General features: G+C 61.0%; 27 protein-coding genes. 8 read left to right on the forward strand and 19 right to left on the reverse strand.

Translation table 11 applies throughout. The annotated features are described in order from the left end of the window. Positions 1-224: 224 nt before the first annotated feature. The 13 genes from lgt to hisD form a co-directional block, all read right to left on the reverse strand. Positions 225-1130 (reverse strand): prolipoprotein diacylglyceryl transferase, encoded by a 906-nt coding sequence (lgt, locus tag M5J06_RS05285; RefSeq protein WP_250224145.1) that lies wholly within the window; start codon positions 1128-1130, stop codon positions 225-227. Between the two features lie 41 nt (positions 1131-1171). Then, positions 1172-1999: an indole-3-glycerol phosphate synthase TrpC gene (locus M5J06_RS05290; RefSeq protein ID WP_070519958.1), complete on the reverse strand. Its 828-nt coding sequence runs from the start codon at positions 1997-1999 to the stop codon at positions 1172-1174. Positions 2000-2171: 172 nt separating this feature from the next. Next, positions 2172-2801, reverse strand: a complete 630-nt coding sequence (locus M5J06_RS05295) for a TIGR02234 family membrane protein (RefSeq protein WP_185963198.1) — start codon at positions 2799-2801, stop codon at positions 2172-2174. Next, the gene (gene hisI / locus M5J06_RS05300) at positions 2794-3195 is read right to left on the reverse strand and encodes a phosphoribosyl-AMP cyclohydrolase (protein WP_070685352.1); all 402 of its coding nucleotides are present in this window, start codon (positions 3193-3195) and stop codon (positions 2794-2796) included. The genes M5J06_RS05295 and hisI overlap by 8 nt, the downstream gene beginning before the upstream one ends. Then, positions 3192-3956: an imidazole glycerol phosphate synthase subunit HisF gene (gene hisF / locus M5J06_RS05305; protein WP_250224146.1), complete on the reverse strand. Its 765-nt coding sequence runs from the start codon at positions 3954-3956 to the stop codon at positions 3192-3194. Before hisF ends, hisI begins: the two co-directional genes overlap by 4 nt. A gap of 129 nt (positions 3957-4085) precedes the next feature. Continuing rightward, positions 4086-4889, reverse strand: coding sequence for an inositol monophosphatase family protein (locus M5J06_RS05310; protein ID WP_070533252.1), 804 nt, complete (start codon positions 4887-4889; stop codon positions 4086-4088). Positions 4890-4893: 4 nt separating this feature from the next. Continuing rightward, positions 4894-5676 carry a bifunctional 1-(5-phosphoribosyl)-5-((5-phosphoribosylamino)methylideneamino)imidazole-4-carboxamide isomerase/phosphoribosylanthranilate isomerase PriA gene (gene priA / locus M5J06_RS05315; protein ID WP_070519945.1) on the reverse strand — a complete coding sequence of 261 codons (783 nt, stop codon included), beginning with the start codon at positions 5674-5676 and terminating at the stop codon, positions 4894-4896. 30 nt (positions 5677-5706) lie between these two features. Beyond that, positions 5707-6342: an imidazole glycerol phosphate synthase subunit HisH gene (gene hisH, locus M5J06_RS05320; protein ID WP_143334926.1), complete on the reverse strand. Its 636-nt coding sequence runs from the start codon at positions 6340-6342 to the stop codon at positions 5707-5709. Next, complete coding sequence (locus M5J06_RS05325; RefSeq protein ID WP_496197095.1) at positions 6339-7613, reverse strand: MFS transporter; 1275 nt, start codon at positions 7611-7613, stop codon at positions 6339-6341. The genes hisH and M5J06_RS05325 overlap by 4 nt, the downstream gene beginning before the upstream one ends. After that, a complete protein-coding gene (locus M5J06_RS05330) occupies positions 7610-7792 on the reverse strand; it encodes a CG2302 family histidine operon protein (RefSeq protein WP_070519941.1) in 183 nt (60 codons plus the stop codon). Before M5J06_RS05330 ends, M5J06_RS05325 begins: the two co-directional genes overlap by 4 nt. A gap of 6 nt (positions 7793-7798) precedes the next feature. Beyond that, complete coding sequence (gene hisB, locus M5J06_RS05335) at positions 7799-8431, reverse strand: imidazoleglycerol-phosphate dehydratase HisB (RefSeq protein WP_070533257.1); 633 nt, start codon at positions 8429-8431, stop codon at positions 7799-7801. A gap of 56 nt (positions 8432-8487) precedes the next feature. Next, positions 8488-9591 (reverse strand): histidinol-phosphate transaminase, encoded by a 1104-nt coding sequence (locus M5J06_RS05340; RefSeq protein WP_250224147.1) that lies wholly within the window; start codon positions 9589-9591, stop codon positions 8488-8490. A gap of 3 nt (positions 9592-9594) precedes the next feature. Continuing rightward, positions 9595-10944 (reverse strand): histidinol dehydrogenase, encoded by a 1350-nt coding sequence (gene hisD, locus M5J06_RS05345; RefSeq protein ID WP_250224148.1) that lies wholly within the window; start codon positions 10942-10944, stop codon positions 9595-9597. A 151-nt stretch (positions 10945-11095) separates the two neighbouring features. On the opposite strand from hisD, the gene M5J06_RS05350 reads away from it, so the two are divergent. After that, positions 11096-12019 (forward strand): YbjN domain-containing protein, encoded by a 924-nt coding sequence (locus tag M5J06_RS05350; protein ID WP_070533262.1) that lies wholly within the window; start codon positions 11096-11098, stop codon positions 12017-12019. Here M5J06_RS05350 and M5J06_RS05355 read toward each other — a convergent pair. Beyond that, a complete protein-coding gene (locus M5J06_RS05355) occupies positions 12016-12417 on the reverse strand; it encodes a hypothetical protein (protein WP_227485693.1) in 402 nt (133 codons plus the stop codon). The two genes, M5J06_RS05350 and M5J06_RS05355, sit on opposite strands and share 4 nt — an antisense overlap. A 149-nt stretch (positions 12418-12566) precedes the next feature. Then, positions 12567-13304, reverse strand: a complete 738-nt coding sequence (locus M5J06_RS05360; protein WP_070533264.1) for a hypothetical protein — start codon at positions 13302-13304, stop codon at positions 12567-12569. A gap of 176 nt (positions 13305-13480) precedes the next feature. Between M5J06_RS05360 and M5J06_RS05365 the strand changes: the two genes are divergently transcribed. From M5J06_RS05365 to M5J06_RS05385, 5 genes are all read left to right on the forward strand, one after another. Then, the gene (locus tag M5J06_RS05365; RefSeq protein WP_070533266.1) at positions 13481-14047 is read left to right on the forward strand and encodes a TetR family transcriptional regulator; all 567 of its coding nucleotides are present in this window, start codon (positions 13481-13483) and stop codon (positions 14045-14047) included. A 20-nt stretch (positions 14048-14067) separates the two neighbouring features. Beyond that, the gene (gene glgX / locus M5J06_RS05370) at positions 14068-16263 is read left to right on the forward strand and encodes a glycogen debranching protein GlgX (RefSeq protein WP_250224149.1); all 2196 of its coding nucleotides are present in this window, start codon (positions 14068-14070) and stop codon (positions 16261-16263) included. Between the two features lie 89 nt (positions 16264-16352). Beyond that, positions 16353-17738, forward strand: coding sequence for a 3'-5' exonuclease (locus M5J06_RS05375; RefSeq protein WP_250224150.1), 1386 nt, complete (start codon positions 16353-16355; stop codon positions 17736-17738). A gap of 141 nt (positions 17739-17879) precedes the next feature. Next, positions 17880-18488, forward strand: a complete 609-nt coding sequence (locus M5J06_RS05380) for a hypothetical protein (protein ID WP_070519922.1) — start codon at positions 17880-17882, stop codon at positions 18486-18488. Positions 18489-18537: 49 nt separating this feature from the next. After that, positions 18538-19542: a GTP pyrophosphokinase gene (locus M5J06_RS05385; protein ID WP_070519920.1), complete on the forward strand. Its 1005-nt coding sequence runs from the start codon at positions 18538-18540 to the stop codon at positions 19540-19542. On the opposite strand, the gene M5J06_RS05390 is transcribed toward M5J06_RS05385, so the two are convergent. The 4 genes from M5J06_RS05390 to ilvA are packed head-to-tail and all read right to left on the reverse strand — an operon-like array spanning position 19539 to position 22124. Further along, positions 19539-19925 carry an RNA-binding S4 domain-containing protein gene (locus M5J06_RS05390; RefSeq protein ID WP_256485542.1) on the reverse strand — a complete coding sequence of 129 codons (387 nt, stop codon included), beginning with the start codon at positions 19923-19925 and terminating at the stop codon, positions 19539-19541. The two genes, M5J06_RS05385 and M5J06_RS05390, sit on opposite strands and share 4 nt — an antisense overlap. A 6-nt stretch (positions 19926-19931) precedes the next feature. Then, the gene (locus M5J06_RS05395; protein ID WP_070596854.1) at positions 19932-20168 is read right to left on the reverse strand and encodes a hypothetical protein; all 237 of its coding nucleotides are present in this window, start codon (positions 20166-20168) and stop codon (positions 19932-19934) included. 34 nt (positions 20169-20202) lie between these two features. Then, the gene (locus tag M5J06_RS05400) at positions 20203-20841 is read right to left on the reverse strand and encodes a YigZ family protein (RefSeq protein WP_070596853.1); all 639 of its coding nucleotides are present in this window, start codon (positions 20839-20841) and stop codon (positions 20203-20205) included. Continuing rightward, positions 20841-22124 carry a threonine ammonia-lyase IlvA gene (ilvA, locus tag M5J06_RS05405; RefSeq protein WP_239248928.1) on the reverse strand — a complete coding sequence of 428 codons (1284 nt, stop codon included), beginning with the start codon at positions 22122-22124 and terminating at the stop codon, positions 20841-20843. Before ilvA ends, M5J06_RS05400 begins: the two co-directional genes overlap by 1 nt. A gap of 178 nt (positions 22125-22302) precedes the next feature. Here ilvA and M5J06_RS05410 point away from each other — a divergent pair, with 178 nt between their 5' ends. Both M5J06_RS05410 and M5J06_RS05415 read left to right on the forward strand, forming a co-directional pair. Then, a complete protein-coding gene (locus M5J06_RS05410) occupies positions 22303-24216 on the forward strand; it encodes a choice-of-anchor I family protein (RefSeq protein WP_250224151.1) in 1914 nt (637 codons plus the stop codon). A 112-nt stretch (positions 24217-24328) separates the two neighbouring features. Continuing rightward, the gene (locus M5J06_RS05415; RefSeq protein WP_101735594.1) at positions 24329-24955 is read left to right on the forward strand and encodes a hypothetical protein; all 627 of its coding nucleotides are present in this window, start codon (positions 24329-24331) and stop codon (positions 24953-24955) included. Positions 24956-24996: the final 41 nt, after the last annotated feature.

The raw sequence follows: 24996 nt of genomic DNA on the forward strand, positions 1-24996 counted from the left end.
CGCTCATAGCGCGTTTTCAAGCCTCGTCCCGAGTGCTCTCCGGGGGCTGAGCAAAGCCCCAAAGATTCGGCAATAAACGGGAATAACCGGGCACATCTGGGCATTTCGTACTCATTATTCGGAACCTCAGGCTTCCGAATAAGAGCTCAAAAACACCGTGTGTGATCCCGGCTACTTTTTCTGTTTTCAGCGCCTAAAACAGGCAGACGCTACGAAAGCTGTACCTAATTAAAGCCTGCGGAGCCGCCATTCTTCTCAACTTCCGCGGCACGAGCGGGATCCACTTCCTCCGGTGACTCCTGCCCACGTGGCAACCGGAAGTACACGATGAACGCAACAACGAAGCAGACCACCGAAACGATGACGTTGACGCGCAACCCGAAGATGTGTGTGGCCTCATCAGCGCGCATGTTTTCTACAACGAAGCGCCCCGCCGTGTATCCGGCAACGTACAGCGCGAACACACGCCCATGGCCGAGTTTGAACGCCTTGTGCGCCCACAGCAGGAACACACACACCGCCACATTCCACAACAGTTCATAGAGGAAGGTCGGATGCACTGAGGTCACTACTTCCCCGGTCGAGCGTCCGCTGATTGGTGCGTACGCGCCGCTGTCATTTACTCGGTAGTAGATGTCCAAGGCCCACGGAACCGTGGTTTCACGGCCGTAGAGCTCCTGATTGAACCAATTACCCAAGCGCCCGATAGCTTGGGCCAAGACAAGTCCGGGCGCGACGGCGTCCGCAAATGGCCCCAATGGGATGCCTTTAACCTTGAACATGATCCACACCGCTATTGTGCCTAGCGCCACTGCGCCCCAAATGCCGAGGCCGCCGTTGGTAATCTTCAGCGCATCAACTGGATTGCACGTGGAACAGAAGTACTTTTCGTTATCCGTAATCACGTGGTAGAGGCGCCCACCAATAATTCCGGCCGGTATCACCACCAAGGCCGCATCCCACACCACATCCGGGTTTCCACCGCGGGCGGTATAGCGGCGCAGCGTCATCCACATCGCAACGAGGATGCCGACGATAATGCACATGGCATAAGCGCGAATTGGGACCGGACCTAGATGCCACACGCCTTGCGGCGGAGAGGGAATGTTGGCGAGATTGTAAATTTGCACGGGAAACAGTGTGCCTGAAAATAACGCCCACTACAACGCGTCTAGGTCCTGCGCGAAGGGCACGCCGGATGCTGGCCGGTAGCCACCAAAGAACGCGCCAAGGCCATGGGGTCTTGGGCAGCCATGATGGACTCACCGACCAAGATGGCATCAGCGCCCTGAGAAGCATAAGACAACACGTTTCGCGGGCTATTGACCCCACCCACCGCGATGCGCGTCATGCTCTCAGGAAGACCCGGCGAAATAGTAGAAAAGGCCTCCCGATTAATAGCATCGGAGGCCAAAGACCACGCGTTGATCGCCACGACAGTTCCCCCTGCCTTAATGACGCGATCCACCTCAGCGCACGTACGAACTTCCAGGATGGCGGTCATGCCGAGAGATTCCACGCGGTCTAGGAGAGACTCGAGGCGAGCCTGGTCGAGCAGCTCCACTTGCAGGGGAATCGCATCCGCCCCATAGCACCGCGCCTCATGGATCTGATAGGGGTCGACGATGGTGTCGCGGCATAGCATCGGTATGTCAACGGCGGACCGGGCCGCCCGCATGTCTTCGAGGGAACCGTGGAAGCGGCGGCGATCCGTTTGACACGCCATCACATGCACTCCGGCTTCCTCCAGGCTATGCGCCAACGCTGCCACGGACTGCGGGCTCTCCAAATGCGCAATTTCACCGCCATAAGGTACGGCGCGCTTTATTTCGGTAATGATAGAGCATCCCGGACGCAGCAAAGCCTGTGCAGCATCGCGCGGGGCATCCATGTCTCGGGAACGCGCCTTTACTTCCTTGAAGGGAACGCGGGCCTCCCGCGCGGCGACATCAGCTAGTACGCCGGCCACGAGGTGATCGACGGCAATCGGGGTAGGCATGGAGCACCTCCCTTCCCCGAAGGAAACTCAATGAAAGAAACAGGATGGAGTTCGAGATCACACTTAGGCTAGCGCGCTCTTACCTCCAACCAGAAATCCGGGGTCCCCTTCTATCAGCGCAACACCCCGTGGTGGAGATGAGACGAGCCGGTGGCTCGTGCCGCCACCTCCCCTAGGTGGTGCGAGGATCTGTGGGGTCGATATCGGCGTCCAAAGCGTCCCACATCACGCGGCCAGAATCCTGGGAGGTTTCTAGATCTTCCTGCAGGCGCTCCTGCCGTACAGCTGGTGTCTCATATTTGGCGGAGCGGGGCTTATCGCCTCCCGGATTGCTGGCCACCATGACCGCACCAAAGAGCGCGAGTGCAGCGCCGACGAGGGCGAGGACAGGGCCGGCAGTCGAGGCATCCGCGGAGAGCACCGTGGCCCAGTCAGAAATGGTCGTGGACTCCACGGAGGTATCATTCGTGCCTCCCTGCAGCAGTTCCTCGGCGCGCTCCGCCTCCGGGCCGGCGGTCAGCAACGCAACAGGCCGCCATCCCGCAGCCGCCGCGGCAAGTGCTGTGAGGCCAGATACGATTCGGCGGCCGGTGCGCCGTAGCGCGAAGGCCGCAACACCGCCAGCGAGGACCACAACGCTCAACGCGATGAGCTCGAGGGACCACAAGGAACCCGATAGCTCCGCAACGCTGGAGCCGGCCTTATCATCCTCAACCGCAGCCTTTACCCACGTCATGCGGGAAGACAGCCACAATAGGATGGCACCGACAAACATCAACAAGGGCCCAATGCGCTTAGCCATCATTCTCCTCCCCTAAGAGATCACGTGCATCGAAACAGGTCCGGTCACCGGTATGGCATGCCCCGCCGCGCTGACGAACGGTGAGCAGGATGGTGTCACCATCGCAATCCAAGCGCGCGCCGACCACCTCTTGGGTGTTGCCGGATGTTAGGCCTTTGATCCAATACTCGCGGCGGGAACGTGAATAGTAGGTTCCGCGGCGCGTCGCCAACGTGTAGGCCAAGGCATGGTCATCCATCCACGCCAACATGAGCACCTCACCGCGCTCCGACTGCACGATGGCTGGAACAAGCCCCAACTCGTTGCGCTTAAGTTGCTGAGCAATCTCATCACTCAGCTCATAAGCCCCGACAGCCGTTGGGTCGGTGGTGGGGTTGTCGCTGTTCCTCGTCACTGTCGCACCTCCTTGCCTGCCGCAGCTAGCGCCTGCTTGACCTCGGAGATCCCCACTTCTCCGAAGTGGAAAATGCTGGCGGCCAGCACCGCATCTGCTCCAGCGTCAACAGCCGGTGGGAAGTCCTCGGCCTTTCCCGCACCGCCGGAGGCGATGATCGGAACGGAAACTTTCTCGCGCACTGCCTCGATCAATTCGATATCGAAGCCCGCCTTGGTTCCGTCGCCGTCCATGGAGTTCAGCAAGATTTCGCCGACGCCCAAGTCCTCACCGCGCTTGGCCCATTCCACGGCATCGAGGCCCGCAGAACGCGTTCCGCCATGCGTGGTGACCTCGAATCCGCTGGGGAAATCTGCAGCACGGCGCGCATCCACCGACAACACAATGCACTGCGAGCCAAACACATCCGCGAGCTCGCGCAGTAGCTCTGGGCGCGCGATGGCAGAGGAGTTGACGGAGACCTTATCGGCGCCGGCACGCAGCAGTTCGCGGACGTCGTCGACAGACCGCACTCCACCGCCAACGGTCAGCGGGATAAAGACCTGATCGGCGGTGCGGCGTACGACGTCAAGCATGGTACCGCGGCCGTCCTTCGACGCTGACACGTCGAGAAAAGTCAGCTCATCAGCACCCACGCGGTCGTAATGGGCGGCCAACTCGACTGGGTCGCCGGCATCACGCAGGTTTTCAAAGTTAATGCCTTTGACCACGCGGCCATTATCAACGTCAAGGCACGGGATCACTCGCACGGCAAGAGCCATGGTGACAATCCTCCTAAAGCTCAAAGCGAAATGAAAGGCAGCTCGAATCGAACTGCCGATTGATGAAATTCAAGTCCGGTATGCGGCGCTAGCGACGAGCGCTAGCGTCCTAGGCAAGCCAAGCGCCTATCAACGGCTTCCGCGGGGGTTTCGGGCGATGGCATCCAAGATCGTGGCATGCACCTGCGGGGTACCGCCCACGAATCCCTGTGAATGCGCGGTCCACTCGTTGCCTTCTGGATCACTCACGCGGCCACCGGCAGCCTTGATCATGAGAGCACCCGCCGCGTTATCCCACGGGTGCGGCGAGAAATTCACCGCGCCGTCAAACACGCCTTGAGCCACAAATGCATTATCCAGACCCACGGACCCGGTCATGCGGGGACGCAGCCCGGTCTCCCGGAGATCATTGAACAGGCCCGTCGGCAGGTGCGAGGAGCAGCCCACGTGGCCACGAGCCTCGTCGAATCCCTGGGCTTCTTCGCCACCACCGAAACCAGTGGAGGGGCCGCCGCTGGTTCGCAGCTGCATGCCCTGCGCCGCAACGACGCGGCGGTGTAGCAGAGGGAAATCCGCTACTGCAACAACCGGCTTTGCTTCGTGGATAAGCGTGACAAGAATGCCGCAGCATGGATTCCCGGCTGAGTAGTTCGCGGTTCCATCCACGGGATCCACAACCCACACCGTTTCTTCAAGGCTGCCGCCTGATTCTTCACCGAGTACCGGGATACCGGTGAGCTGGTTCAGCGTCAGTCGCAGCTGCTGTTCAATCAGCAAATCCACCTCGGTGGCAAAGTCCCCTTCGCCCTTGAAACGCGCGGGCGCTGCACCGAGGCCCCGGCGGAAGAGATCATCAACCTGGTCCACCGCTGCTTCTGCAAAGGCCACGAGTTCGCGCGGATCCGACGCGGAGGTTCCTGACATCGGGGCCATTGGCCTACCTCTCCTCGATCGGGTCAATGTATTCTTCGCCCGGCAACGGAGTAACTTCCGCAACCGCCGCGAGCGCCTCCTCCAGTGTGAAGCGCTCCTCATAGAGAGCCTTGCCGATGATGGCGGAATCAATTCCCTCATTTTCGTAGAGGGCCAATTCACGCAGATCATCAAGGGTGGAAATCCCACCGGAGGCTGTTACCTTTGCCTCCGTGGCGGCCGCAACCTCACGCAGCAGTTCGATGTTGGGGCCTTGCAGCGTCCCGTCCTTGGACACGTCCGTCACCACGAAGCGAGTGCAACCAGCGGCGTCGAGGCGCTCGAGTACCTCCCAGAGGTCGCCACCATCGGAAACCCAGCCGTTGCCGCGCGTGCGCCACTCGCCGTCCACCATCCGGACTGCGAGATCAACCGCGATGCGGTCACCATGCTCTGCCAAGACCTTGGCAATCCATTCGGGGTTCTCCAAAGCCGCGGTACCAATATTGACGCGGCGGGCTCCGGTGGCGAGTGCACGGGCCAAGGAGTCATCATCCCGGATACCTCCGGTCAGCTCCACGTTAAGGTCCACGCTCGTGGTGATCTCAGCGAGCAGCTCGTGGTTGGAGCCGCGGCCAAAGGCTGCGTCCAGATCTACTGCGTGCAGCCACTGCGCGCCTTGGGCCTGCCACTTAAGGGCGGCCTCACGCGGCGAGCCATAGGGCTTTTCAGTTCCGGCCTCTCCCTGATCAAGGCGAACCGCCTGACCGTCGACGACATCAACCGCGGGCAACAGTGTAAAGCTCATGGTGGGTAGTCTACCTTTCGAGTGGGCTCTTTAAAGCGTTCCAATCCAGTTCTTTAGCAGCTGCGAGCCGACGTCACCCGACTTCTCCGGATGAAATTGCGTGGCCCATAGCGCACCGTTTTCTACCGCGGCGACAAAACGGTCACCGCCATATTCGGACCACGCCACCTTCGGCGGCTCAGTGATTTCAGTCTCGAGCTCCCAGCTCCGCGCGGCATAGGAGTGCACGAAGTAGAAGCGATCCTGCGCGCTCACGCCATGGAACATAAGGCTATCGTCGGGAAGCTCAACGGTGTTCCAGCCCATGTGGGGCAGAACCGGCGACTGCAAGCGGGTCACCTCCCCCGGCCACTCACCACAGCCTTCCGTATAAACGCCGTGTTCTGTACCGGACTCAAAGAGAATCTGCATTCCTACGCAGATACCGAGAACTGGGCGGCCGCCAGCTAGGCGTTGGCCAATGATCCGTGGGCCCTGGGCCGCACGCAGGCCTTCCATGCAGGCGGCGAAGGCGCCTACGCCGGGTACCAGCAGGCCATCGGCTTCCACCGCCAGCTTCGGGTCTGCGGTCACCGTCACGGTGGCGCCGACCCGTTCCAGTGCGCGCACAGCCGAGCGGACGTTGCCGGCACCATAATCAAGGACAACTACGTCGTGTGAGCTCATCGTGGCTCCTTTCCGGGCCTCCTCGGCCTTCTAATCCTGCGCAAGCGCGTTTGGATGTCATTGAGTTCGCTCACGCGGGTCTTACCCAAAGCTAGGTCAGCAGCCGTCATGAGCAAGCCCACCGCAATGATGGCGGCACCTGCGGAAAAAGCGCCTTTGTATCCTGACATCGCCACGACGGCGCCAAGGACCGTCGAACCAAGGCCAGTACCACCGTCGTAGAAGATGTTCCACACCGCAGAACCCTCGGAGAGCCGCTCGCGTGGGAGGCGGTCAAACATCGACAGCAGCGCCTCGTTTTGAACGATGCCGAAGCCGGCACCGTAGATGACCGTACCGAACACGAGCAGCCATACCGACCACTCTTGCCACAGCACGGCGGCGATGAGTCCCACACCCACAACCGAGGAAGCCTGGGCCGGAATCATGAGTGTGCCAGGCTTGCCCACCCGGTCCGCCACGACACCGGCGACGTAGCGCGCAACCATGCCCGCGCCACCAATCACGGACAGCATGAAGCCGCCCAAAACCGCTCCGCGTTCAGGATCCAATTCGCGCACGGCCGGCGAAATGAAATTCGAAGCCACGCCGTAGCTCACGGAGAAGCTCATCAACGCCAGTGCGGGCACGAGCACAAGCTTCCACATTGGGGCACGCGGAGTGGTATCCGATGGGTCCGGCACTCCCACTGGGGCAGCCTTGATCTGCGGTACCAAGATGCAGGTGAAGAAACCCAGCAGGCCGAGGCCGGCGGCCAAGAGGTACACCACGTTATAGTTGTACGCTGCGGCGACGGCAAGGCCGACGGGCAGGAAGGCCATCTGTGCCGCGCCGATAAAAAGGCCGAAGATTCCAGTGGCCTTGCCCAACAAGCGCCGCGGCGTGATTTCCGCGATGAGCGCGTTTTCTGACACCGTCAGGGCACCAAAGCCAATACCGCGCAGTGCGGAAAAGCCTAGGGCGATTGGGGCGGCGTCGCCCAGCATGTGGCCCAACGCCGGCACGCCCAAGAGCAGCGCCGACGCCGCCATGATCGGCCGGTAGCCAAAGATGCGCAGCAGCATCGGAGTCGCCATTTGGGTGAGCACCGTGGCCAGCATGAATACGCCGGTTGTGGCGCCAGCCAGCGTGGCCGATCCGCCGGAATCCAACACAGCCAACGGCACCACGGGTAGCAAGACTGACCACGCGCCGAAGGCGGAAACCACCGCGATCATGGTTTCCTTGAAGCCGGCAACCTTCCACACACTCTGAGGGGCGTTATCTGTCACTTTGCCGCCAATCCTGCCGAAAAGATGTCGAGGAACCAGACCAACGCGGCGGCCACGGCGACCGCCGCGAGCGCGCCCGCGACCACAGTCAGCAATACTGAACCGTTCTGATACGCCGCCCACGCGCCGCCGACGAGCAGACCGGCGACGAGAAAGAGAATGAGAACCATGACATTCATAGCGTCTTAGAGTGCTCCCTTCGTCGAAGGAACTCCGGTTACTCGCGGATCCCGCTCGGTAGCCTGGCGCAGGGCGCGGGCCACTGCCTTGTACTCGGCTTCCGTGATGTGGTGCGGATCGCGCCCATAGCGCACGTTGACGTGCAGAGTCGTCGCCGAGTGTGTGGCAAAGGTTTCGAAGAAGTGCCGGTTGATCACCGTGGCGTAGTGCCCGCCAATAACCTGCCACTCCAAGTTCTCCGGCTCGCCATTCATGACAAAGTAGGGCCGCCCAGAAATGTCAACGACGGCCTCCACCAGCGTTTCATCCATGGGCAGAAGCTGGGAGCCGAAACGGCGGATGCCGGACTTATCCCCCAGCGCTTCGAGGAAAGCGCGGCCTAGCACAATCGCGGTGTCTTCCACCGTGTGGTGGGCATCGATGTGGATATCACCTTCGGCGTGCACCTGAAGGTCAAAGGAGCCGTGGGTACACACAGCGTTGAGCATGTGGTCAAAGAACGGCAGCCCCGTCGAAATATCCGCCTGGCCGGTGCCATCGAGGTTGATTTCGACGGAGATCTTTGTCTCCCCGGTGACGCGCTCTGCGCGGCCAATGCGGTCGCCTAAGTCGTGGCGTGTAGCTTCACCAGCGCTCATTGTCCCACGCTCCTTCTTTTCATCATGAGCCTTTGCCTGGGCTCAAGTTTCAGTTCTCAGTTAGTCATCTCTACTGTATCTGCCAAGTCCGCCGCGGCCGAAAGGAAGGCGTCATTCTCTTCGGGCAGCCCAATCGTGGCGCGCAGGAGACCCGGCACGCCGTTGTCTCGGATCAGCACATCGCGGTCGAGGAATCCCTGCCACACCGCGTGTTGGTCGGCAAAGCGTCCAAAGGAGACGAAGTTGGATTCGCTCGGCACCACGTAATAGCCAAGTTCCTGGAGCCGTGCGACAACCCGATCCCGCTCCGCCGAAAGCTTCGCCACGGTACCCAAGGTCTCCTCCTTGTGAGCAAGAGCCACTGTGGCCGCGATCTGGGATAGCACGGAGAGGTGGTACGGCAAGCGGACGAGCATCACGGCTTCCACGAAAGCGGGATCCGCCACGAAGTAGCCCAAGCGCCCGCCGGCGAAATCGAAGGCCTTGGACATCGTGCGCGAGACTACGAGCTTGGTCGGGTACTTCGCCAGCAGTGTTGTAGCTGAGGGCGAGGGCGAGAATTCCATGTAGGCCTCGTCCACGATGACGATGCCCGGCGCGGCCTGCGCGATCTTCTCCACCAGTTCGATCGGGGTGACATCACCGGTGGGGTTGTTCGGGGTGGTGATGAAGACGACGTCGGGGCTGTGCTTGGCGACGGCCCCCAAAGCCGCCTCCTCATCGATGCGGAAGTCCTCATCGCGCGGGCAGGAAATGAATTCGGTCTGTGTACCTGCGCACAGGATCGGATGCATGGAGTAGCTCGGCGTAAATCCCAGCGCGCTGCGGCCCGGCCCACCGAAGGCCTGCAGCAGCTGCTGGAGCACCTCGTTGGAACCGTTGGCTGCCCACACGTTCTCCACGCCCACGGTGACACCGGTCTGCTCACTGACGTATTCCGCCAGCGCCGTGCGCAGCTCGACGGCATCGCGCTCCGGGTAGCGGTTGAGTTGGCGTGCGTGCTTCTCGACGGCCTCCACCATGTCCTTCACCAGCGCCTCCGACGGCGGATAAGGATTCTCGTTGGTATTGAGTTGGTTGGTTACCGTCAGCTGCGGGGCGCCATAGGCGCTGGAACCACGCAATTCTTCACGAAGGGGAAGATCCTTCAGCTCAGCCATGGTTTAAGCCTCTCCTTTCTGGGCATCTGTGTCTTCGGCGAATCGTGCGGCGATTGCTTCACCGTGGGCGGGCAGCGCCTCCGCTGTGGCGAAGGCGATAACGTTCTCTGATACCTCGCCGAGTGCCGCGCGGTCATACTCGATGAGGTTTACTGGGCGAAGGAAGGTGTGCGTCGACAAGCCGGCGCTAAACCGCGCGGTTCCAGAGGTTGGCAAAACGTGGTTGGAACCCGCGGTGTAATCACCAAGAGGTACGGGAGAATAGTCGCCAACGAAGATGGCACCGGCGTGGCGAATGCGCTCCGCAACTGCCCGGGCGTTTATCGTGTGCACCTCCAAGTGCTCGGCGGCATAGGCATCCGCGACGGCGATTCCCGTCTCAAGGTCCTCAACCACGACAATGCCCGACTGCTCACCGCGCAGCGCCTCGGCGGCGCGTTCGGCATTGGCGGTGGCGGTATAACGCTGCGCTACCTCCGCGTTCACGGCGGCGGCAAACTCCTCTGAATCAGTAATGAGCACGGAAGCAGCCATGGGATCATGCTCTGCCTGGGAGATGAGGTCATAGGCCACGTAGACGGGGTTGGCGCTATCGTCTGCCAAAATGGCGATCTCCGTGGGCCCGGCCTCCGCATCAATGCCCACCACGCCCTGCACTGCGCGTTTAGCAGCGGCAACAAACACGTTGCCTGGGCCGGTAATGATATCGACAGGCTCCAGTGCTTCCTCACCGGTAACCGGTTCATCATCGCCATAGGCCAGAAGGGCAATGGCTTGCCCGCCGCCTACTGCCCACACCTCGTCCACGCCGAGCATGTGACACGTTGCCAAGACAGTCGGGTGCGGCAGACCACCAAACTCCTTCTGTGGTGGGGAGGCCACGACCATCGCCTCAGCGCCCGCTTCCTGGGCGGGGACGGCGTTCATAATGACGGAAGACGGATACACCGCCTTGCCGCCTGGGACATACAGCCCCACCCGCTCGATGGGGTGAAAGACCTCGGTGACCGTTGCCCCCGGCGCCAGGGTGGTCGTGTGCGAATCCGGCCTCTGGTCAGCGTGGACAGCACGCACGCGCGCGATGGATTCCTCGATGGCTGCCCGCACTTTCGGGTCCAGCTCATCGACTGCTTTCTTTAGCTCCTCCTGAGGAACTCGCACCGCGGCCGGGCGAATGCCGTCAAATTTTTCGCCGAAGTCGAGGGCGGCCGCCGCTCCGCCGTCACGGACCTTCTCCACCATGGGGATAACAGTGCCCATCACCGAGGACACGTCCGTGCCCCCTCGCGGCAATACTCGGCGCAAACGGGAGGTAGTAAGTGCCTCTCCACGCAGGTCGATGGTTCGTAGCATGCTGGGACCTCTTTTATAATATGCAGTGGTTTCTATACCTTCCCATTACTATACCCGGACCGAAAAGCCAGCGAACCGGCAGGTGCGGGTTATAGAATGTGCCACTAGTAACACATTCCGGCATCCCGAATCGGTAGAGGGAGGTGGCGAAATGAGCAACGGCGCCGACGGCCTGGACCGCCAGTCCCCGTCAGACCTGCTTGCCCGCGTCGAACGCCTCACGCGCCGGGAAAACCTTGACTGCATACGGGTAACCGCACACGAGCTCCTCTTCCCGCACTCGCCACTCGGGGAAACCCGCGCTTTCATGGACACTGAGGGCGAGCCGATCCTGCGTTTCTACACCACCCACCATGGCATTCTTGGTTTCGGCGATATCCCCAGTCTCAGCGAGTTCGTCAACGACTGGAACCACGACTGCCTCTCGCCGCACCTCGTGCTCAACTATTCCTCCCCTACCGAAGTCGAAGTGTGGGGTCACTCCTTCCTCGTGGTGCACCAGAAACCCACAAGCGCCCAACTCTCCGCTTCGGTAGTGCCAGCGCTCCACAACGCCGCGGCCTGCCTCGAAGAACTGGCTAAACTTTTCCCCGTTCTCACGCTTCCCCGCCCGGCAGTCCCGGAAGAACAGACAGAACTCGACGGCCCCGTCGCCAGCGTCGATACGGACCGCCTCGAAGCCCTCTTACCCGCTCTGGGAATTTCGCGCTTCCAATCAGATGGCGATGAAGCAGTTTATGCCTGGATCAATGACGTCCTCTTTGCCTTCGCCATTGACTCCGGCCCAAGCCTCATCATCAAAGGCCATTGGGACCCGAACCTACAGGGCAGCGAGTTCTCCAGGATTTTCCTTATTTGCAATGATTGGAACCGGAACAATCACTCGGCCTCGGCCTTCTGCCACTCCAACGTTGACGGGCTGCAGGTGCGCATTGATTACGCGGTCATGACGGGCGCCGGGCTTTCCGACGCCCAACTGATAACCGCCCTCGGCCGCGGCATCAAGCACGTCCTCCACGGCATCGATGACATTTCACGCGATGCCGTGGGCTCCTCCCCCGTCGCGTGGCCCTAGCGCACGTCGACCGCTGCCTCATTTTCTTCCGTTTCACTTTCGAGCGCCACGCTGGGCGGCTCAAAGAACAGCGCGGACCAGTAGACAAACATGGCCATAAATGGTCCCACAAGCCACGCGATGCCGGGCGAAAACTTCGGCACGAACTCCACGAATTCCCCGGGGTTCTCCGGAACATCAGTGGCCGTCGCCCCACCGAAGACATAGAAGGACGCCGCACCGGCCAAAGCCGCCAGCGCCACCCACAGCAGCACACCGACGCCACGGTAGCGCTCTCCCCAGCGGTGGGCGATTGCTCCCAAGGCCATACCGAGGACTCCGGTGATCAGCACGAAGGTGATATAAGAATCGAATTGCACGTCGGCAACGTTGCGCAGGACATAGCCGCCATCCTCCATGCGATGGCCCTCCAGAGTAGGCCGCCACAGCCCCCAGACAGCGCCAACAGCGGAGAAACCAAGGAGCGCTAACGCGAGCAACCCCGCGCCGAATCCAATGGCGCGGGGTATATGAAAGCTAGGTGCACGCAGTGCAGGCACGATAATCTCTAGCCGCAGAAGGTCCAGTTACCGTTCTCGCGCTTGAAGCGCATGGTGGAGCTATCCATGCCCTGGCTGGTGTTGACGTTCACGGTCGCGGAGGCGTCATCGCCGTTAACCACGACATCGTTGATGGACTCAACGCCGGTCTTGGACCAGTCGAAGCCCTCCATCTGGGAGGTGTCCTGGCCAGCTGCGGCCATCATGTCCTTGAGCTGGTTCATCGGCACATCCGGGACCTGGTTGTAGTCCACCTGGTCGAGGCCGGAGTTCGGATCATTACGCACGGCCGCGCAGGTGTGCTCCGGAAGGTACTTCACAAAGGAGCGCATGGTCTGCTGCTCATACATGCCACGTACCAGGGTGTTGATACCGTCGATATCCTCCTGGCTTGCGGCCTCGCCCTGAACCGGTTCAACCTTTGGCATGTTCTGGAACGGGTCAGCGCCCTCTTCGAAGGGGTTGGCCACGGCTTGGTTGCCGCCCTCAGGATTCTCTCCCTCCGGCTTCGGAGCAGCGCTCTCGCCGTCCTTATTCTCTTCCCCCTCCTTCTTTTCCTCAGAAGTCTTCTCTTCCGTCTTCTTCTCAGACGTCTTTTCCTTGGACTTCGTCGTCGTGGTGGTCTTTGCCGCAGAGGAAGCGGTGTCGCCTGCGTTCTCGTCATCGGAACCACAAGCAGCCAAGGAAAGCGGTGCAACGAGTGCAACAGCGATGAGGGACTTCTTGGCAGGTGTCAAAAAGGACAAGGGATAACTCCTCAAATTAAATAGAGAGCGATAGGTAAATCCACGCTAGGCGTGGTGGTTGCTCTTGGGCATCTCCGACAACCCTAACAAGGGCTGTTTGAAGAAATCATATTTTACACCTTGAAGCTTCCTGTGAGCCCCACTAGGGGTTTCTTGCGCCGCGTAGAGTTGGTCGTGTGCATCTATCTCGCGACGCTATCGTTTCCACCGCCCTCGAACTCTTGACCCGCTACGGGCTTGCCGACGTCACCATGCGCCGCGTCGCCACCAACCTCGACGTGGCTCCCGGCGCCTTGTACTGGCATGTAGCTAACAAGCAATCGCTCATCGCCGCCATGACCGCTGAGATCCTCTCCCCCGTCGCGGGTGAAACCACGGCGGAGTTGGTCAGCTCGCTGCACCGGGAGCTGCGCCGCTGGCGCGATGGAGCCGAGGTAGCCATCGCTGGCGCCGCTTTCCCAGAGTCTTCAGCCAGCACCGACTTAGAAGAGTTATTCACAACCACGCTGCAGAAAGAAGCCCCCGATGCGTCACCGGAGGATATCGCCGTCGCCGCTCGTACGCTGATCCACTACACACTCGGGGCTACGTTCATGGAGCAATCCCGCGAGCAGCTCAGTGGGGCGTCGCCCAGCACGGCCTCTCCTTCTCCGGGCACCGCGCCCGTGGACGCCACCTCTGTGCGCGCCGCGGAACTCATGGTTGCCGGTCTAAAGTCACTGCGAACCGATCGCTGCGAATAGAATTGACTAAGCTGAGCCTCATGACTGAGACCCGTGCTGATCTAACGCCATCTCGCCAGGTGTGGCCTGGTTCCCCCTCCCCGCTCGGCTCCACCTTCGATGGAGCCGGAACTAATTTTGCTATCTTTTCCGAAATCGCGGAAAAGGTTGAGCTCTGCCTCATCGACCACGATGGCAGCGAAGAGCGCATTGAGTTGACCGAAGTCACCGCCCATGTCTGGCACGCCTACCTCCCCAACGTCAGCCCCGGACAGCGCTACGGTTACCGCATCCACGGCCCTTATGAACCAGAGCACGGCTTGCGCTGCGATCCCTCGAAGCTGCTTGTCGATCCTTATGCCCGCGCCTTCGACGGTGATTTTGACGGCGATGCCTCGCTGTACTCCTACGATATCTTCGCTGAAGAGCCTGGCACCGGGCGCAACGAGGATGATTCCTTGGGCCACACGATGCTGTCGGTGGTCATCAACCCCTTCTTCGAGTGGCACGGCGACAACCGGCCGCATACCCCGGATAACGAGACCATCATCTACGAAGCCCACGTCAAGGGCATGACGATGACGCACCCGGATGTGCCAGAGGAGCTGCGCGGCACCTACGCCGGCATGGCGCACCCGGCGATCATCAACTACTTCAAGGACTTGGGTGTGACGGCCGTCGAGCTGCTGCCGGTCCACCAGTTCCTCCAGGATGACCGTCTGCGCCAGCTGGACCTGCGTAACTACTGGGGCTACAACACCTTCGGCTTCTTCGCTCCGCATGCGGACTACGCCTACGCCAAGAAGCCAGGTGAGGCAGTGGCTGAGTTCAAGGCTATGGTTCGCGCTTACCACGAGGCTGGAATCGAGATCATCCTCGATGTCGTCTACAACCACACCGCCGAAGGCAACCACATGGGGCCAACCATTGCCTTCCGCGGTATTGATAACCATGCCTACTACCGCTTGGTCGATGACAATCCCGAGCACTACATGGACTACACCGGCACCGGTAACTCCCTCAATGTCCGCCACCCGCACTCCCTCCAACTGATTATGGATTCGCTGCGTTATTGGGTGACGGAAATGCGCGTGGATGGCTTCCGCTTCGATCTCGCGTCTACTCTGGCACGCGAGCTGGATGACGTCGACAAGCTCGCCACCTTCTTCGATCTGGTGCAGCAGGACCCGGTGGTCTCCAAGGTCAAGCTCATCGCCGAGCCCTGGGACGTGGGCCATAACGGCTACCAGGTTGGTAACTTCCCGCCCATTTGGAGCGAATGGAACGGTAAGTACCGCGATACCGTCCGTGATTTCTGGCGCGGGGAACCGTCGAAGATGGGTGAGTTTGCCTCACGCTTGACCGGCTCCTCCGACTTGTATGCCAACAACGGCCGCCGCCCCACCGCATCCATTAACTTCATCACCGCTCACGACGGCTTCACGCTGCGTGATTTGGTGTCCTACAACGAAAAGCACAACGCGGACAACGGGGAGGACAACCGCGACGGTGCATCCCACAACCGCTCGTGGAACCACGGCGTGGAGGGCCCGACTGACGACGAAGAAATTAAGAAGCTCCGCCGCCGCCAGGTCCGCAACTTCCTCACTACCCTTCTGCTCTCCCAAGGCACCCCGATGCTGTGCCACGGCGATGAACTAGGCCGCACCCAGGGCGGCAACAACAACGTGTACTGCCAGGACAACGAGATTTCCTGGATCGATTGGTCGATGTTGGAGCAGGAAAAGAACATCGCCATGCACGGTTTTACTAAGCGCCTGATTAACATCCGCAAGAACCACCCGGTGTTCCGTCGCCAGCGTTTCTTGGCCGGTGGACCCTTTGGTTCTGAGGTGAAAGACCGCGATATTGCATGGCTCGTGCCTTCCGGCAAGCTGATGACTCCGGAGGACTGGGATTTTGAGTTCGGCAAGGCCCTCATGGTCTACCTCAACGGCAACGCCATTACGGAGACCACCGCCCGCGGTGAGCGCATCACGGATGATTCCTTCATCATGATTTTCAACGCTCACCACGAGGACATTGAGTTCACCCTGCCGAAGAAGGACTTGGGTGCTAGCTGGCGGCTCATCGTCGATACTTCTGATTCCGGCGGATACCCGGACGAGGAAAAGCTGATCGCTGCCGCAGGAACCATCATGGTGCAGCCGCGCTCCACGCTGATCTTGCGCCAGACCGAGCCCCCGGTCTTCGACGACAACGACGAATCTGCATAATCGGTTGCTTCGGCAAGAAGCAGCTGAAGCTTTGGCTGCTTCTTCACCGCTTGCTCTCCACCACCAACACCATGCTTTGAAAGGAATCCGTGTCCTACACTGCCCACGGTGCCGTCATTGATGTCACCGCCGAAGCCCTTGTTTTCCGCCGCTCTTTGCTTGCTTCTTCCCTCGGCGCACCAGCCCACGAGAGTCTCTCCCTCGCTGGAGCCACGGGCGTGGAATGCACGGAGCCGACGGCAACGGGTTTTGGGCAGGTCATCGTTCACGGCACTAGCGGTGCCGAAGGTGGTGCTGGTGACACGGTCATCCGTTTTGCACCCGGCCAGGATGCCACGGCTTTCGCGCAGGCGGTGGAGGCTGCCTTGCGCGGCGAAGCACCGGCCGCCAGCACTCGTGTTCAGGGATTGAACTTCACCGCCGTCGATGTGGAAACGGCCAATGACAACTGGGGTTCGGTGTGCCAGATCGGCGCGGTCCGCTTCCGCGATGGCGAAGAGACCGAGTCCCGTACGTGGTTGTGCACTCCCCCGCCGGGCCTAGAGCACTTCGACGACGTCAACATCAGTATCCACGGCATCACGCCAGATGACGTCGCTGATGCTTCGCCCTTTGCGGATGCTGCTGCCGAGCTCTTCGACTTCCTCGGCTCTGACACGATGGTGGCCCACAACGCACAGTTCGATTCCACGGCCTTGCGCAGCGGCCTTATGAAATCTGCGGCGCCGGTTCCGGAGATTCGCTTGGCGTGCTCGCTGGCCCTGGCTCGCGATGCCTCCCGCGCCGGCGTCATCGACGTGGCCAATCATAAGCTTCCGACCGTCACCTCTTACATCGGGGCCGAGGACTTCCACCACCACGAAGCCACAGCGGATGCCCGGGCAGCCGGCGAAATTATTAGTGCCCTGGCCCAGCGCTTTGGTCACTCTGGTTCCATCGAGGACTTGTTCACCATCCGTGACTTTGCCCTGGGCACCTTGAGCGAGGAGTCCGTCATCCCAGTTCTGCGCGCTAACACTGCTCCGCTGTCTGCAGCGGACTTAGGCGCAGGCACGGATTTCCGCGACAAGACGCGCATGGCCGGAACGACCTCGGGTGCGAAAAAGAAGAGCTCCGGGTCCGCACAGCGCCGCGGGCCGGCCCCATGGCAGTCCGTATCCACGCCAGACACCATCCCGGATCCGAACCCCGACGCCGATCCAGAAGGCGCATTGTTTGGCCAGAATGTCACCCTCACTGGTGACTTCGAACCTTTTGATAAAGGTCTGTTGTGGTCCAAGATTGCTGAGCGCGGTGGAAAGGTGGGCAAGAACGTCACGAAGAAGACCACCATCCTCGTCGTAGGCCAGTGGGCCACCAAGACATCGAAGGAAAAGCGCGCCGAAGAGCTACAAGGCAAGGGCCAGGATATTGAGATCTGGCAGACAGACAAGCTCCTCGAGGAGCTTCAACTCGATGAAGCACCTCCGTTTTAACCCGCGATTGGCCTCAAGGCATCCGCGATAAGCCCCAATACAAAGGAATTCTCCTCTTCGCTGGGAACCGGTGGGCGTGGAGCGCAGTCCAATAAGCATAAGGAATCTGCACCTGCCCAACCGTTACGGAGATAAATCCTTATGACCATCGCGCTATCCACTTCCCTCCACGTCGATCGCCTTCTCCCCTCGCTCTGCCCGAGCGAAGAGCTGACCGGAAATAAGCTGTGTGATGATGGTTTTGGGGACTCACCTGCTAGCCTCCAGCTATCGCGCACGCTATCGATGTCCATAGTGCGCGGCACGGGTACGGAGGCCAAGCGTGTGAGCCAGCGCGCTCTGGATGATATGGGCTTGACCGTACGCCAGGCATGGGATTCCGCAGCGTTGAATCTGCAGCGGCGAGCGTTGACGGAGCAGGGACTGCGATTCTTCACCCGCCCTGCCGAACTGGGCTTCATGGGGGCCGAGGCAGGTCTCGAGGTGCGAGCTCATCGCTGCACGATATCGTCCTGGTTGGCCCATCCGCAGGCTTTCGTTATCCTAGACAATCATCTTCAGAGGCTCAGCCAGGCTCGAAGTATCACGTACCTCGTGCCTGATGCGCACACTCTTTATGCGTTGTTCAACGTATCCCCGCATCGCGCCACAGAGTTAGCGTGGCGCGCTGCTGAATTGCGCCCGCGCCATCGAGCCCCGCTCAGCATGCAACCGCTAGTATTAGCTAACGGCTTCCCATTGGAGGTGTAGACGCACCCCCGCGCTTTTCCGCCGTGGCCGAAAGGAGTCACGTTTCACGATGGCTGAATCATCCATGTCCCGCTTGAGCAACCAGTACCATTCCTGGGTGCACGCGCATCCCACTGCGGCGCAGGACTTCCGCGATGCCATCGAGGACTTGCTTAACGACGCCGGAATTATCTTCGACCGCGTAGCTACCCGCGTCAAGCTTTGGCCGTCCCTGAAGGCCAAAGCAAAGAAGCGTCGCAGCAACGGCGAGCTCATGTACCCCACTCCGTGGGAGGATATCCACGATGTCTTGGGCGTGCGGATTACCGTCTTCCACTCCACGGTTATTCCGGAGGCCCTCGAAGTTCTGGGAGAAACCTTCACCGTGCTTCGCTCGGTGGACAAGGCAGCAGAAACGCGGATTTCCGGCGGCTTTGGCTATGGTTCACACCACCTAGTGCTCAAGGTCTCTGAAGATAGTGCCGCTGCCCTTGAGGAACTTGAAGCCTATGTTGGCTGGACCTTTGAAATTCAAATCCGCACTGTGCTGCAGCACGCCTGGGCGGAATTTGAGCACGATATCCGGTACAAGCAGGGCCCCAACCCGCCATCCCCACAGGTGGATCGCCTCTTCACGCTCGCTGCGGGCCTCATTGAGTTGGCGGACCAGCAGTTCGATGAGATCGCAGCCCTCAAGGCCCCCAGCTCCGAGGCGGACGATGACGTGGAAATCACGGCAGAGACCCTCCCCGGCGTCCTCGCCATCATTCTGGGTAACCGCTTTCCGCGTTCGCGCTCGGAGCACTACCGCTTCCTGGCGGAGCTTTTAGAAAACAACGGCATCAATCGTCTAAGCCAGCTCAAGCAGCTCCTCGATGAAGACGCCATCGCCCACGTGCACGACGCCATGCGCTACCGCTTTCGGCCAGGCCAAGTCAGGCTTATCGACGATTTGCTGCTCAACAAGTTCGGCGCCCAGCACATCGAGGCCACCGCCCAAGCCGGCGACCGCAAGGATCGCAAGCGTCGCCTGAACGCGCGCCTGAAGGCCTTAAAAAACTTCCGGAATAATTAGCGGAATCCGCCGCGGAACTTGTCCATCTGCCGGCGCTCCTTCTTCGTGGGGCGGCCGGCACCGCGCGGGCGAACCGGAACCGAGGGTAAAAACTCCTTCGGCGGTGGCGGCGGTGCGTGGTCGATGTAGCAGGTCCGCGCGATGGGAGCGCCCACGCGCTTGGACACGGTGGCGAGCACCTCGAGATCATGCTCGTGGTGGTTGCGCCACACGCGCACGCGGTCGCCGGGGACAACCTGCTGTGCGGGCTTGGTGGCGTTGCCGTTGAGCTTGACGTGCCCGGCGCGCACCGCTGCGGCAGCTTCTGACCGGGTCTTGAACATGCGCACGGACCAGACCCAGGCGTCAATGCGGACGGGCCGCCCGTCGGGCTGATTCACCATAGGCGCTTAAAGGTTGTGGTTTTCGTTGACGATCTTCTGGATCTTTATCCAGTTGTAAGCGCCGCCGACCACGGCGACGATGAGACCAATGGCCATACAGGTCCAGAAACCAGTCAATGCCCAACCCAGGAGGATGCCGCCGGCGACGCCTCCCACGACACACACAGCGCCGTTGCGTGCGTGGGTGCGTACGGCTTGTTTGCGTTGCTCAATGGGATTGTTGGGGCGTCGCTGCATAGTCATGGGGCTTATTTTACATGGCCAGAAGCCCGCAACCTTAAAGCTCCACCCAGGCTGTTCCGGCTTCCTTCGGCTCTACCCCACCCTGAGTCAGTGCCGCGAGCGTTGCAGCGAGTTTCTCCTCACCGCCGGGCTCAACGGACACGGTGAAAGTCACCGCCTGGCCATAAGCGGTATCCACCATGTCGACGCCGCGGTTGCGCAACTCCGCTTCCAGCCGGCCGGCCTCCGCGTGGGAAACCTCGACGGTATAGAGCTCGCGCAAGGCGCGCGTGACATGCTCAACCTGCTCCATCGTCTCGCTCACGGCGCCGCCATAAGCGTGAACGAGCCCGCCCGCGCCCAGCTTGATGCCGCCGAAGTAGCGCACGACCACTGCACAGATATCAAGCAGCCCCGAGCCTTTCAAAACATCAAGCATCGGTTTACCGGCGGTGCCGGAAGGCTCGCCATCATCGGAGGAGCGCTCCACCGGATTCGAGCCATCGACGTGATAGATATACGCCGAGCAGTGGTGGCGGGCGTCGGGAAAGCGGTCGCGGGCGGCGTCGATAAGCGCGCGTGCTTCCGCCTCATTCGTGGCGCGGCCGATGAGGGTGATAAACCGCGAGCGTTTGATCTCAATCTCGTGCTCGACGACGTCTCCTGCGACCGGGCGCTGATAGCTCTCCAGCATTATGCGACGAGGAAATCGTACTCAGGGGTGCCCGGCTGAAGCTGCTGGCAATTCAGCTTCGACTTCTCCATGCGCTCCAGCAGGCCATCGATACCCGCTGCGCTGCCCAGTTCGATGCCCACCAGCGCCGCGCCGGTCTCGCGGTTATTGCGCTTGAGGTACTCGAACAACGTGATGTCATCCTCTGGACCTAAGACATCCTGCAGGAAGTGGCGCAGCTGGCCTGGCTCCTGTGGGAAGTTCACCAGGAAGTAGTGCTTGAGGCCGCGGTGCACTAGGGAGCGCTCCATGATTTCGGCGTAGCGCAGCACGTCATTGTTGCCGCCGGAAATAACGCAGACGACTGTCGAGCCCGGCTGCAGGTTCAGCGTGCGCAGGCCGGTCACGCTCAGCGCGCCGGCGGGCTCGGCGATGATGCCTTCGTTCTGGTACAGCGCCAACTGCTCAGTGCACACAGCACCTTCGGAGACGACATCCCAGTGCAAGCGTCCTTGATTGGCCTCCAAAATCTTGAAGGGCAGCTCACCGATGCGCTTGACCGCAGCCCCATCGACGAAAGGATCCACGGTGTCGAGCGTTACCGGCTCGCCGGCAGCGAATGCAGCGCTGAGCGACGCCGCCCCAGCCGGCTCAATGCCCACCACCGCGGTGCGCGGGGCCATGTCAGCGAGGTAGGAGGTGATGCCGGAGATCAGGCCACCGCCGCCCACGGGGACCACCACGGTGTCGAGGGATTTACCGATGGACGACAGTTGGGACACGATTTCCGCGGCGACGGTTCCCTGGCCGGTAACGGTATCGCGTGCGTCGAAAGGCTCAATAAAGAAGGCACCGCGCTCCGCAGCATCCGCGTGCGCGGCGGCAGCTGCTTCATCGAAGTTGGCGCCGGTGACAACGAGTTCCACGACGTCACCGCCATGGACCAGGATGCGGTCGCGCTTTTGCTTCGGGGTCGGCTCCGGCACGAAGATCTTGCCGTGGATCCCCATGGTGCGGCAGGCATAAGCCACGCCTTGGGCGTGATTGCCGGCAGAGGCTGTAACAATCCCCTGCTTCCGCTGCTCTTCGCTTAAATTCGACATGCCGTACAGAGCGCCGCGAATCTTGTAGGAGCGCACGTCCTGCAGATCTTCGCGTTTTAAGTACACCTCATAGCCGGTTTCTTGGGACAGGCGCGGGCAATACTGCAGCGGAGTCGGGGCAATCTCCGAGCTAATTCGCGATTGTGCCAGTTGGATATCAGAGGCGTGGATTGGCTCGAAGTCTTGCGGGGTGCTTGTCATGGTGGCTCATTTTAGCGCCCCAGCTCTCTCGCGTCGCACATTACCTAGCATTCGACCGATTCACCCAACGTTTACCTAGATATCGTTTGTTTGCAACGCTGCGTTCCCCAAAAGCACCATGGACGGTACGTACGGTGGTTCGGAAACTTTTTCGTTCCGCTTCAAGGAGTCTTTCTCAATGTCTCGCTCTTTCTCCCGCCGCGCTCTCGCGCTGTGTGCTGCGACCGCGACTAGCCTTAGCCTGACCGTGCCGGCATCCTCGGCCGCGATTGTGGACAACGTCATCGAGCATTCCGCCGCTGACGCCAGCCTCAAGGTGACCCCGATCGGCACCTATGAGTCCGGCGTGTACGCAGAATCAGCCGCGGAAATCGTGGCCTTCCACCCAGCCTCCAAGCGCATCCTTACGGTTAACGCGCACGCGGGCCAGATCGACGTCCTCGACGCCGCTGACCCAGCCAAGCCCACCTTGATCGGCTCCATTTCTGCCGGTGAAGGCAAAGAGATCAACTCCGTAGCCGTACGCCCTGATGGCCTGGCTGTGGCCGCCGTCCAGCAGGCGGACAAGACCGAGAACGGCGAGGCGCTCTTCTTCAACGCCGCGTCCGAGGACTTGTCCACCGCCGAGCTGGGGCGCGTGGTGGTGGGCGCTTTGCCGGATAACGTCCACCTCACTGCGGACGGAAGCTACGCCCTCGTGGCCAACGAGGGCGAGCCGTCGAACGAGCTCAACGCCGAGGGCACCGATTACGTCGCCGACCCAGAAGGTTCCGTCTCCGTTATCAAACTGCCGGCGGGAGTTGCGGCGCCGACTCAGGCGGATGCCCGCATCGCTGATTTCACGGCTTTCGACGGCAAGCCACTGCCTGAAGGCGTGCGCGTCTTTGGTCCCTCCGGGCACGAGGCGAAGCCCTCCATTGACTTCGAACCGGAGTACATCTCCTCCCAGGCGGGCAAGGCATACGTGACGCTGCAGGAGGCCAATGCAATCGGTGTCATCGATATTGAGTCCGCCACCGTGGAAAAGATTCTGCCGGCCCACATTGCGGATCACTCGCAGGTGCCGCTCGACTCCTCCAACAAGGATGATTCGGCTGAGCTGCGCACCATCCCGGTCAAGGGTCTGTCCATGCCGGACTCCATCGGTGCTTTCACCGCCGGCGGCCAGACCTACTTCGCCACCGCGAATGAGGGCGACGCCCGCGAGTGGGGTGTCAAGGAAAAGGACGGTGGTTCCGGCGTCTACACCGATGAAGTCGAGCTCAAGGACCTCATCGAGGACGGCAAGGTGTGCGAGGGCGCGCTGGGCGACGTCAATCCGGACGAGCTCGCCGACAAGAAGCAGGCCGGCAACCTGAAGCTCAGCAACGCCTCCGGGTGGAATGAAGAGAAGGGCTGCTTCGACGAGCTCTATTCCTTCGGCTCTCGCTCCTTCAGCATCTACGACGCCAACGGCACGGTCGTCTTCGACTCCGGTAGCGATTTTGAAAAGATCACCGCTGAGCTGAATGAACCGGGAGTGTTCCACCACAACGCCGACAACGAAGCGGCCGAGTTTGATGACCGCTCTGACAACAAGGGCCCTGAACCGGAGGCCCTGACAATCGGCAAGGTTGGGGATCGCACCTATGCTTTCGTTGGCGCCGAGCGCGTCGGCGGCGTTTTCGTCTATGACGTCACCGACCCGGCCAATGCCTCCTTCGTCACCTACGTCAACAACCGCGACTTCTCCACCGATGAGTTCGCCGCTGCCGGTGACCTGGGCCCGGAGGGCTTCGCCTTCGTCGATAAAGCCGACTCCCCCAACGGCGAGCACCTGCTCATCGTGGGCAACGAAGTCTCCGGAACCACCACTGTCTACTCTGTTGAAGATTTGCTTGACGACGAAGACTCTACCGGTGACAAGGACGACGAGGACAAGAATACCCACAGCTCCCACTCATCCACTGCGGGCATCATCGCCGGTTCTGTCATCGGTGTCATCGCTGCGGTGGCTGCCGCAGTCGGCCTGCTGAACGCTCCGGGTGTCCGCGAAACAGTCCTCAGCCTTGCCCCAGCACCGCTGCGCGAGCAGCTGGAGAAGTTCCTGTAATCCCTACCTTCCCTCGGGGCGGGCTGCTACATTGAAGTGGGCTTAGGACAAGCTAGCCCACCCCTTTTTCTCGCACCCCCTTCGCACCTTCTTTCAAGGAGAACTCCTGATTATGCGCCTTTCCACCTCCCTTATCGCAGTGTGCGCGACGACGATGGCCCTGGTCACCCCGTTGGCCACAGCCGCAGAATCCGCTGAGAGCAGCCAGTCCCCCGCTTCCTCCCAGAGCCAAAGCTCTAGTGGCGGAAGCTCTCAGGGCCCCAACGGTGGAAGCTCGATGAACGTCGGTCACATCGACACCTCCGATCTCTCCAAGGAATGTGCGGACGCTGTGCACAAGGCGCGTGAGGAGCACGAGCAGGCGGTGGCTGATGGCACCGCAGGTTCTTCCTTCATGGGGCCGCAGGAGCTGGGGCTCGGCATCCTTAACGGTTATGGTTCCTCTGGCATGCCAGCAGAGCCAGACTGCGTCCAAGCGGAAAAGGACGCCGAGTTGGAGAAGGAATGGGACGAGATGCCCGAATGGGTACAGTCCGCCCGCCCCAATGACACAGCCGAAGAGGTCTTTGCGTGGGTCGGCGGCATTATCGCTCTGGTCGCCGTCGCTATTAATGCGCTGACCGTGGTCGCACAATTCGACCCATCCGTTCTCGACGGTCTGCGTGCCTTCCTCAAGAGCCACGGCTTCTACTGGGATAACTCCCAGAAGAAGGAAGGCGAGAAAGCGGCTGCGAAGTAACCGCCTCCCCACCAAAAATTAAACGCGCGAACCGAGCAGGT

This window comes from Corynebacterium intestinale, from assembly GCF_023574125.1.
GTDB classification, from domain to species: domain Bacteria; phylum Actinomycetota; class Actinomycetes; order Mycobacteriales; family Mycobacteriaceae; genus Corynebacterium; species Corynebacterium hesseae.

Coding starts and splice junctions, on each gene's coding strand:
- M5J06_RS05290 (WP_070519958.1), bottom strand. CDS start 1,999: ATGCCTACCCCGATTGCCGTCGATCACCTCGTGGCCGGCGTACTAGCT.
- M5J06_RS05295 (WP_185963198.1), bottom strand. CDS start 2,801: ATGGCTAAGCGCATTGGGCCCTTGTTGATGTTTGTCGGTGCCATCCTA.
- hisF (WP_250224146.1), bottom strand. CDS start 3,956: ATGGCTCTTGCCGTGCGAGTGATCCCGTGCCTTGACGTTGATAATGGC.
- M5J06_RS05310 (WP_070533252.1), bottom strand. CDS start 4,889: ATGGCCCCGATGTCAGGAACCTCCGCGTCGGATCCGCGCGAACTCGTG.
- priA (WP_070519945.1), bottom strand. CDS start 5,676: ATGAGCTTTACACTGTTGCCCGCGGTTGATGTCGTCGACGGTCAGGCG.
- hisH (WP_143334926.1), bottom strand. CDS start 6,342: ATGAGCTCACACGACGTAGTTGTCCTTGATTATGGTGCCGGCAACGTC.
- M5J06_RS05330 (WP_070519941.1), bottom strand. CDS start 7,792: ATGAATGTCATGGTTCTCATTCTCTTTCTCGTCGCCGGTCTGCTCGTC.
- hisB (WP_070533257.1), bottom strand. CDS start 8,431: ATGAGCGCTGGTGAAGCTACACGCCACGACTTAGGCGACCGCATTGGC.
- M5J06_RS05340 (WP_250224147.1), bottom strand. CDS start 9,591: ATGGCTGAGCTGAAGGATCTTCCCCTTCGTGAAGAATTGCGTGGTTCC.
- hisD (WP_250224148.1), bottom strand. CDS start 10,944: ATGCTACGAACCATCGACCTGCGTGGAGAGGCACTTACTACCTCCCGT.
- M5J06_RS05350 (WP_070533262.1), top strand. CDS start 11,096: ATGAGCAACGGCGCCGACGGCCTGGACCGCCAGTCCCCGTCAGACCTG.
- M5J06_RS05355 (WP_227485693.1), bottom strand. CDS start 12,417: ATGGAGGATGGCGGCTATGTCCTGCGCAACGTTGCCGACGTGCAATTC.
- glgX (WP_250224149.1), top strand. CDS start 14,068: ATGACTGAGACCCGTGCTGATCTAACGCCATCTCGCCAGGTGTGGCCT.
- M5J06_RS05380 (WP_070519922.1), top strand. CDS start 17,880: ATGACCATCGCGCTATCCACTTCCCTCCACGTCGATCGCCTTCTCCCC.
- M5J06_RS05385 (WP_070519920.1), top strand. CDS start 18,538: ATGGCTGAATCATCCATGTCCCGCTTGAGCAACCAGTACCATTCCTGG.
- M5J06_RS05390 (WP_256485542.1), bottom strand. CDS start 19,925: ATGGTGAATCAGCCCGACGGGCGGCCCGTCCGCATTGACGCCTGGGTC.
- M5J06_RS05395 (WP_070596854.1), bottom strand. CDS start 20,168: ATGACTATGCAGCGACGCCCCAACAATCCCATTGAGCAACGCAAACAA.
- M5J06_RS05400 (WP_070596853.1), bottom strand. CDS start 20,841: ATGCTGGAGAGCTATCAGCGCCCGGTCGCAGGAGACGTCGTCGAGCAC.
- ilvA (WP_239248928.1), bottom strand. CDS start 22,124: ATGACAAGCACCCCGCAAGACTTCGAGCCAATCCACGCCTCTGATATC.
- M5J06_RS05410 (WP_250224151.1), top strand. CDS start 22,303: ATGTCTCGCTCTTTCTCCCGCCGCGCTCTCGCGCTGTGTGCTGCGACC.
- M5J06_RS05415 (WP_101735594.1), top strand. CDS start 24,329: ATGCGCCTTTCCACCTCCCTTATCGCAGTGTGCGCGACGACGATGGCC.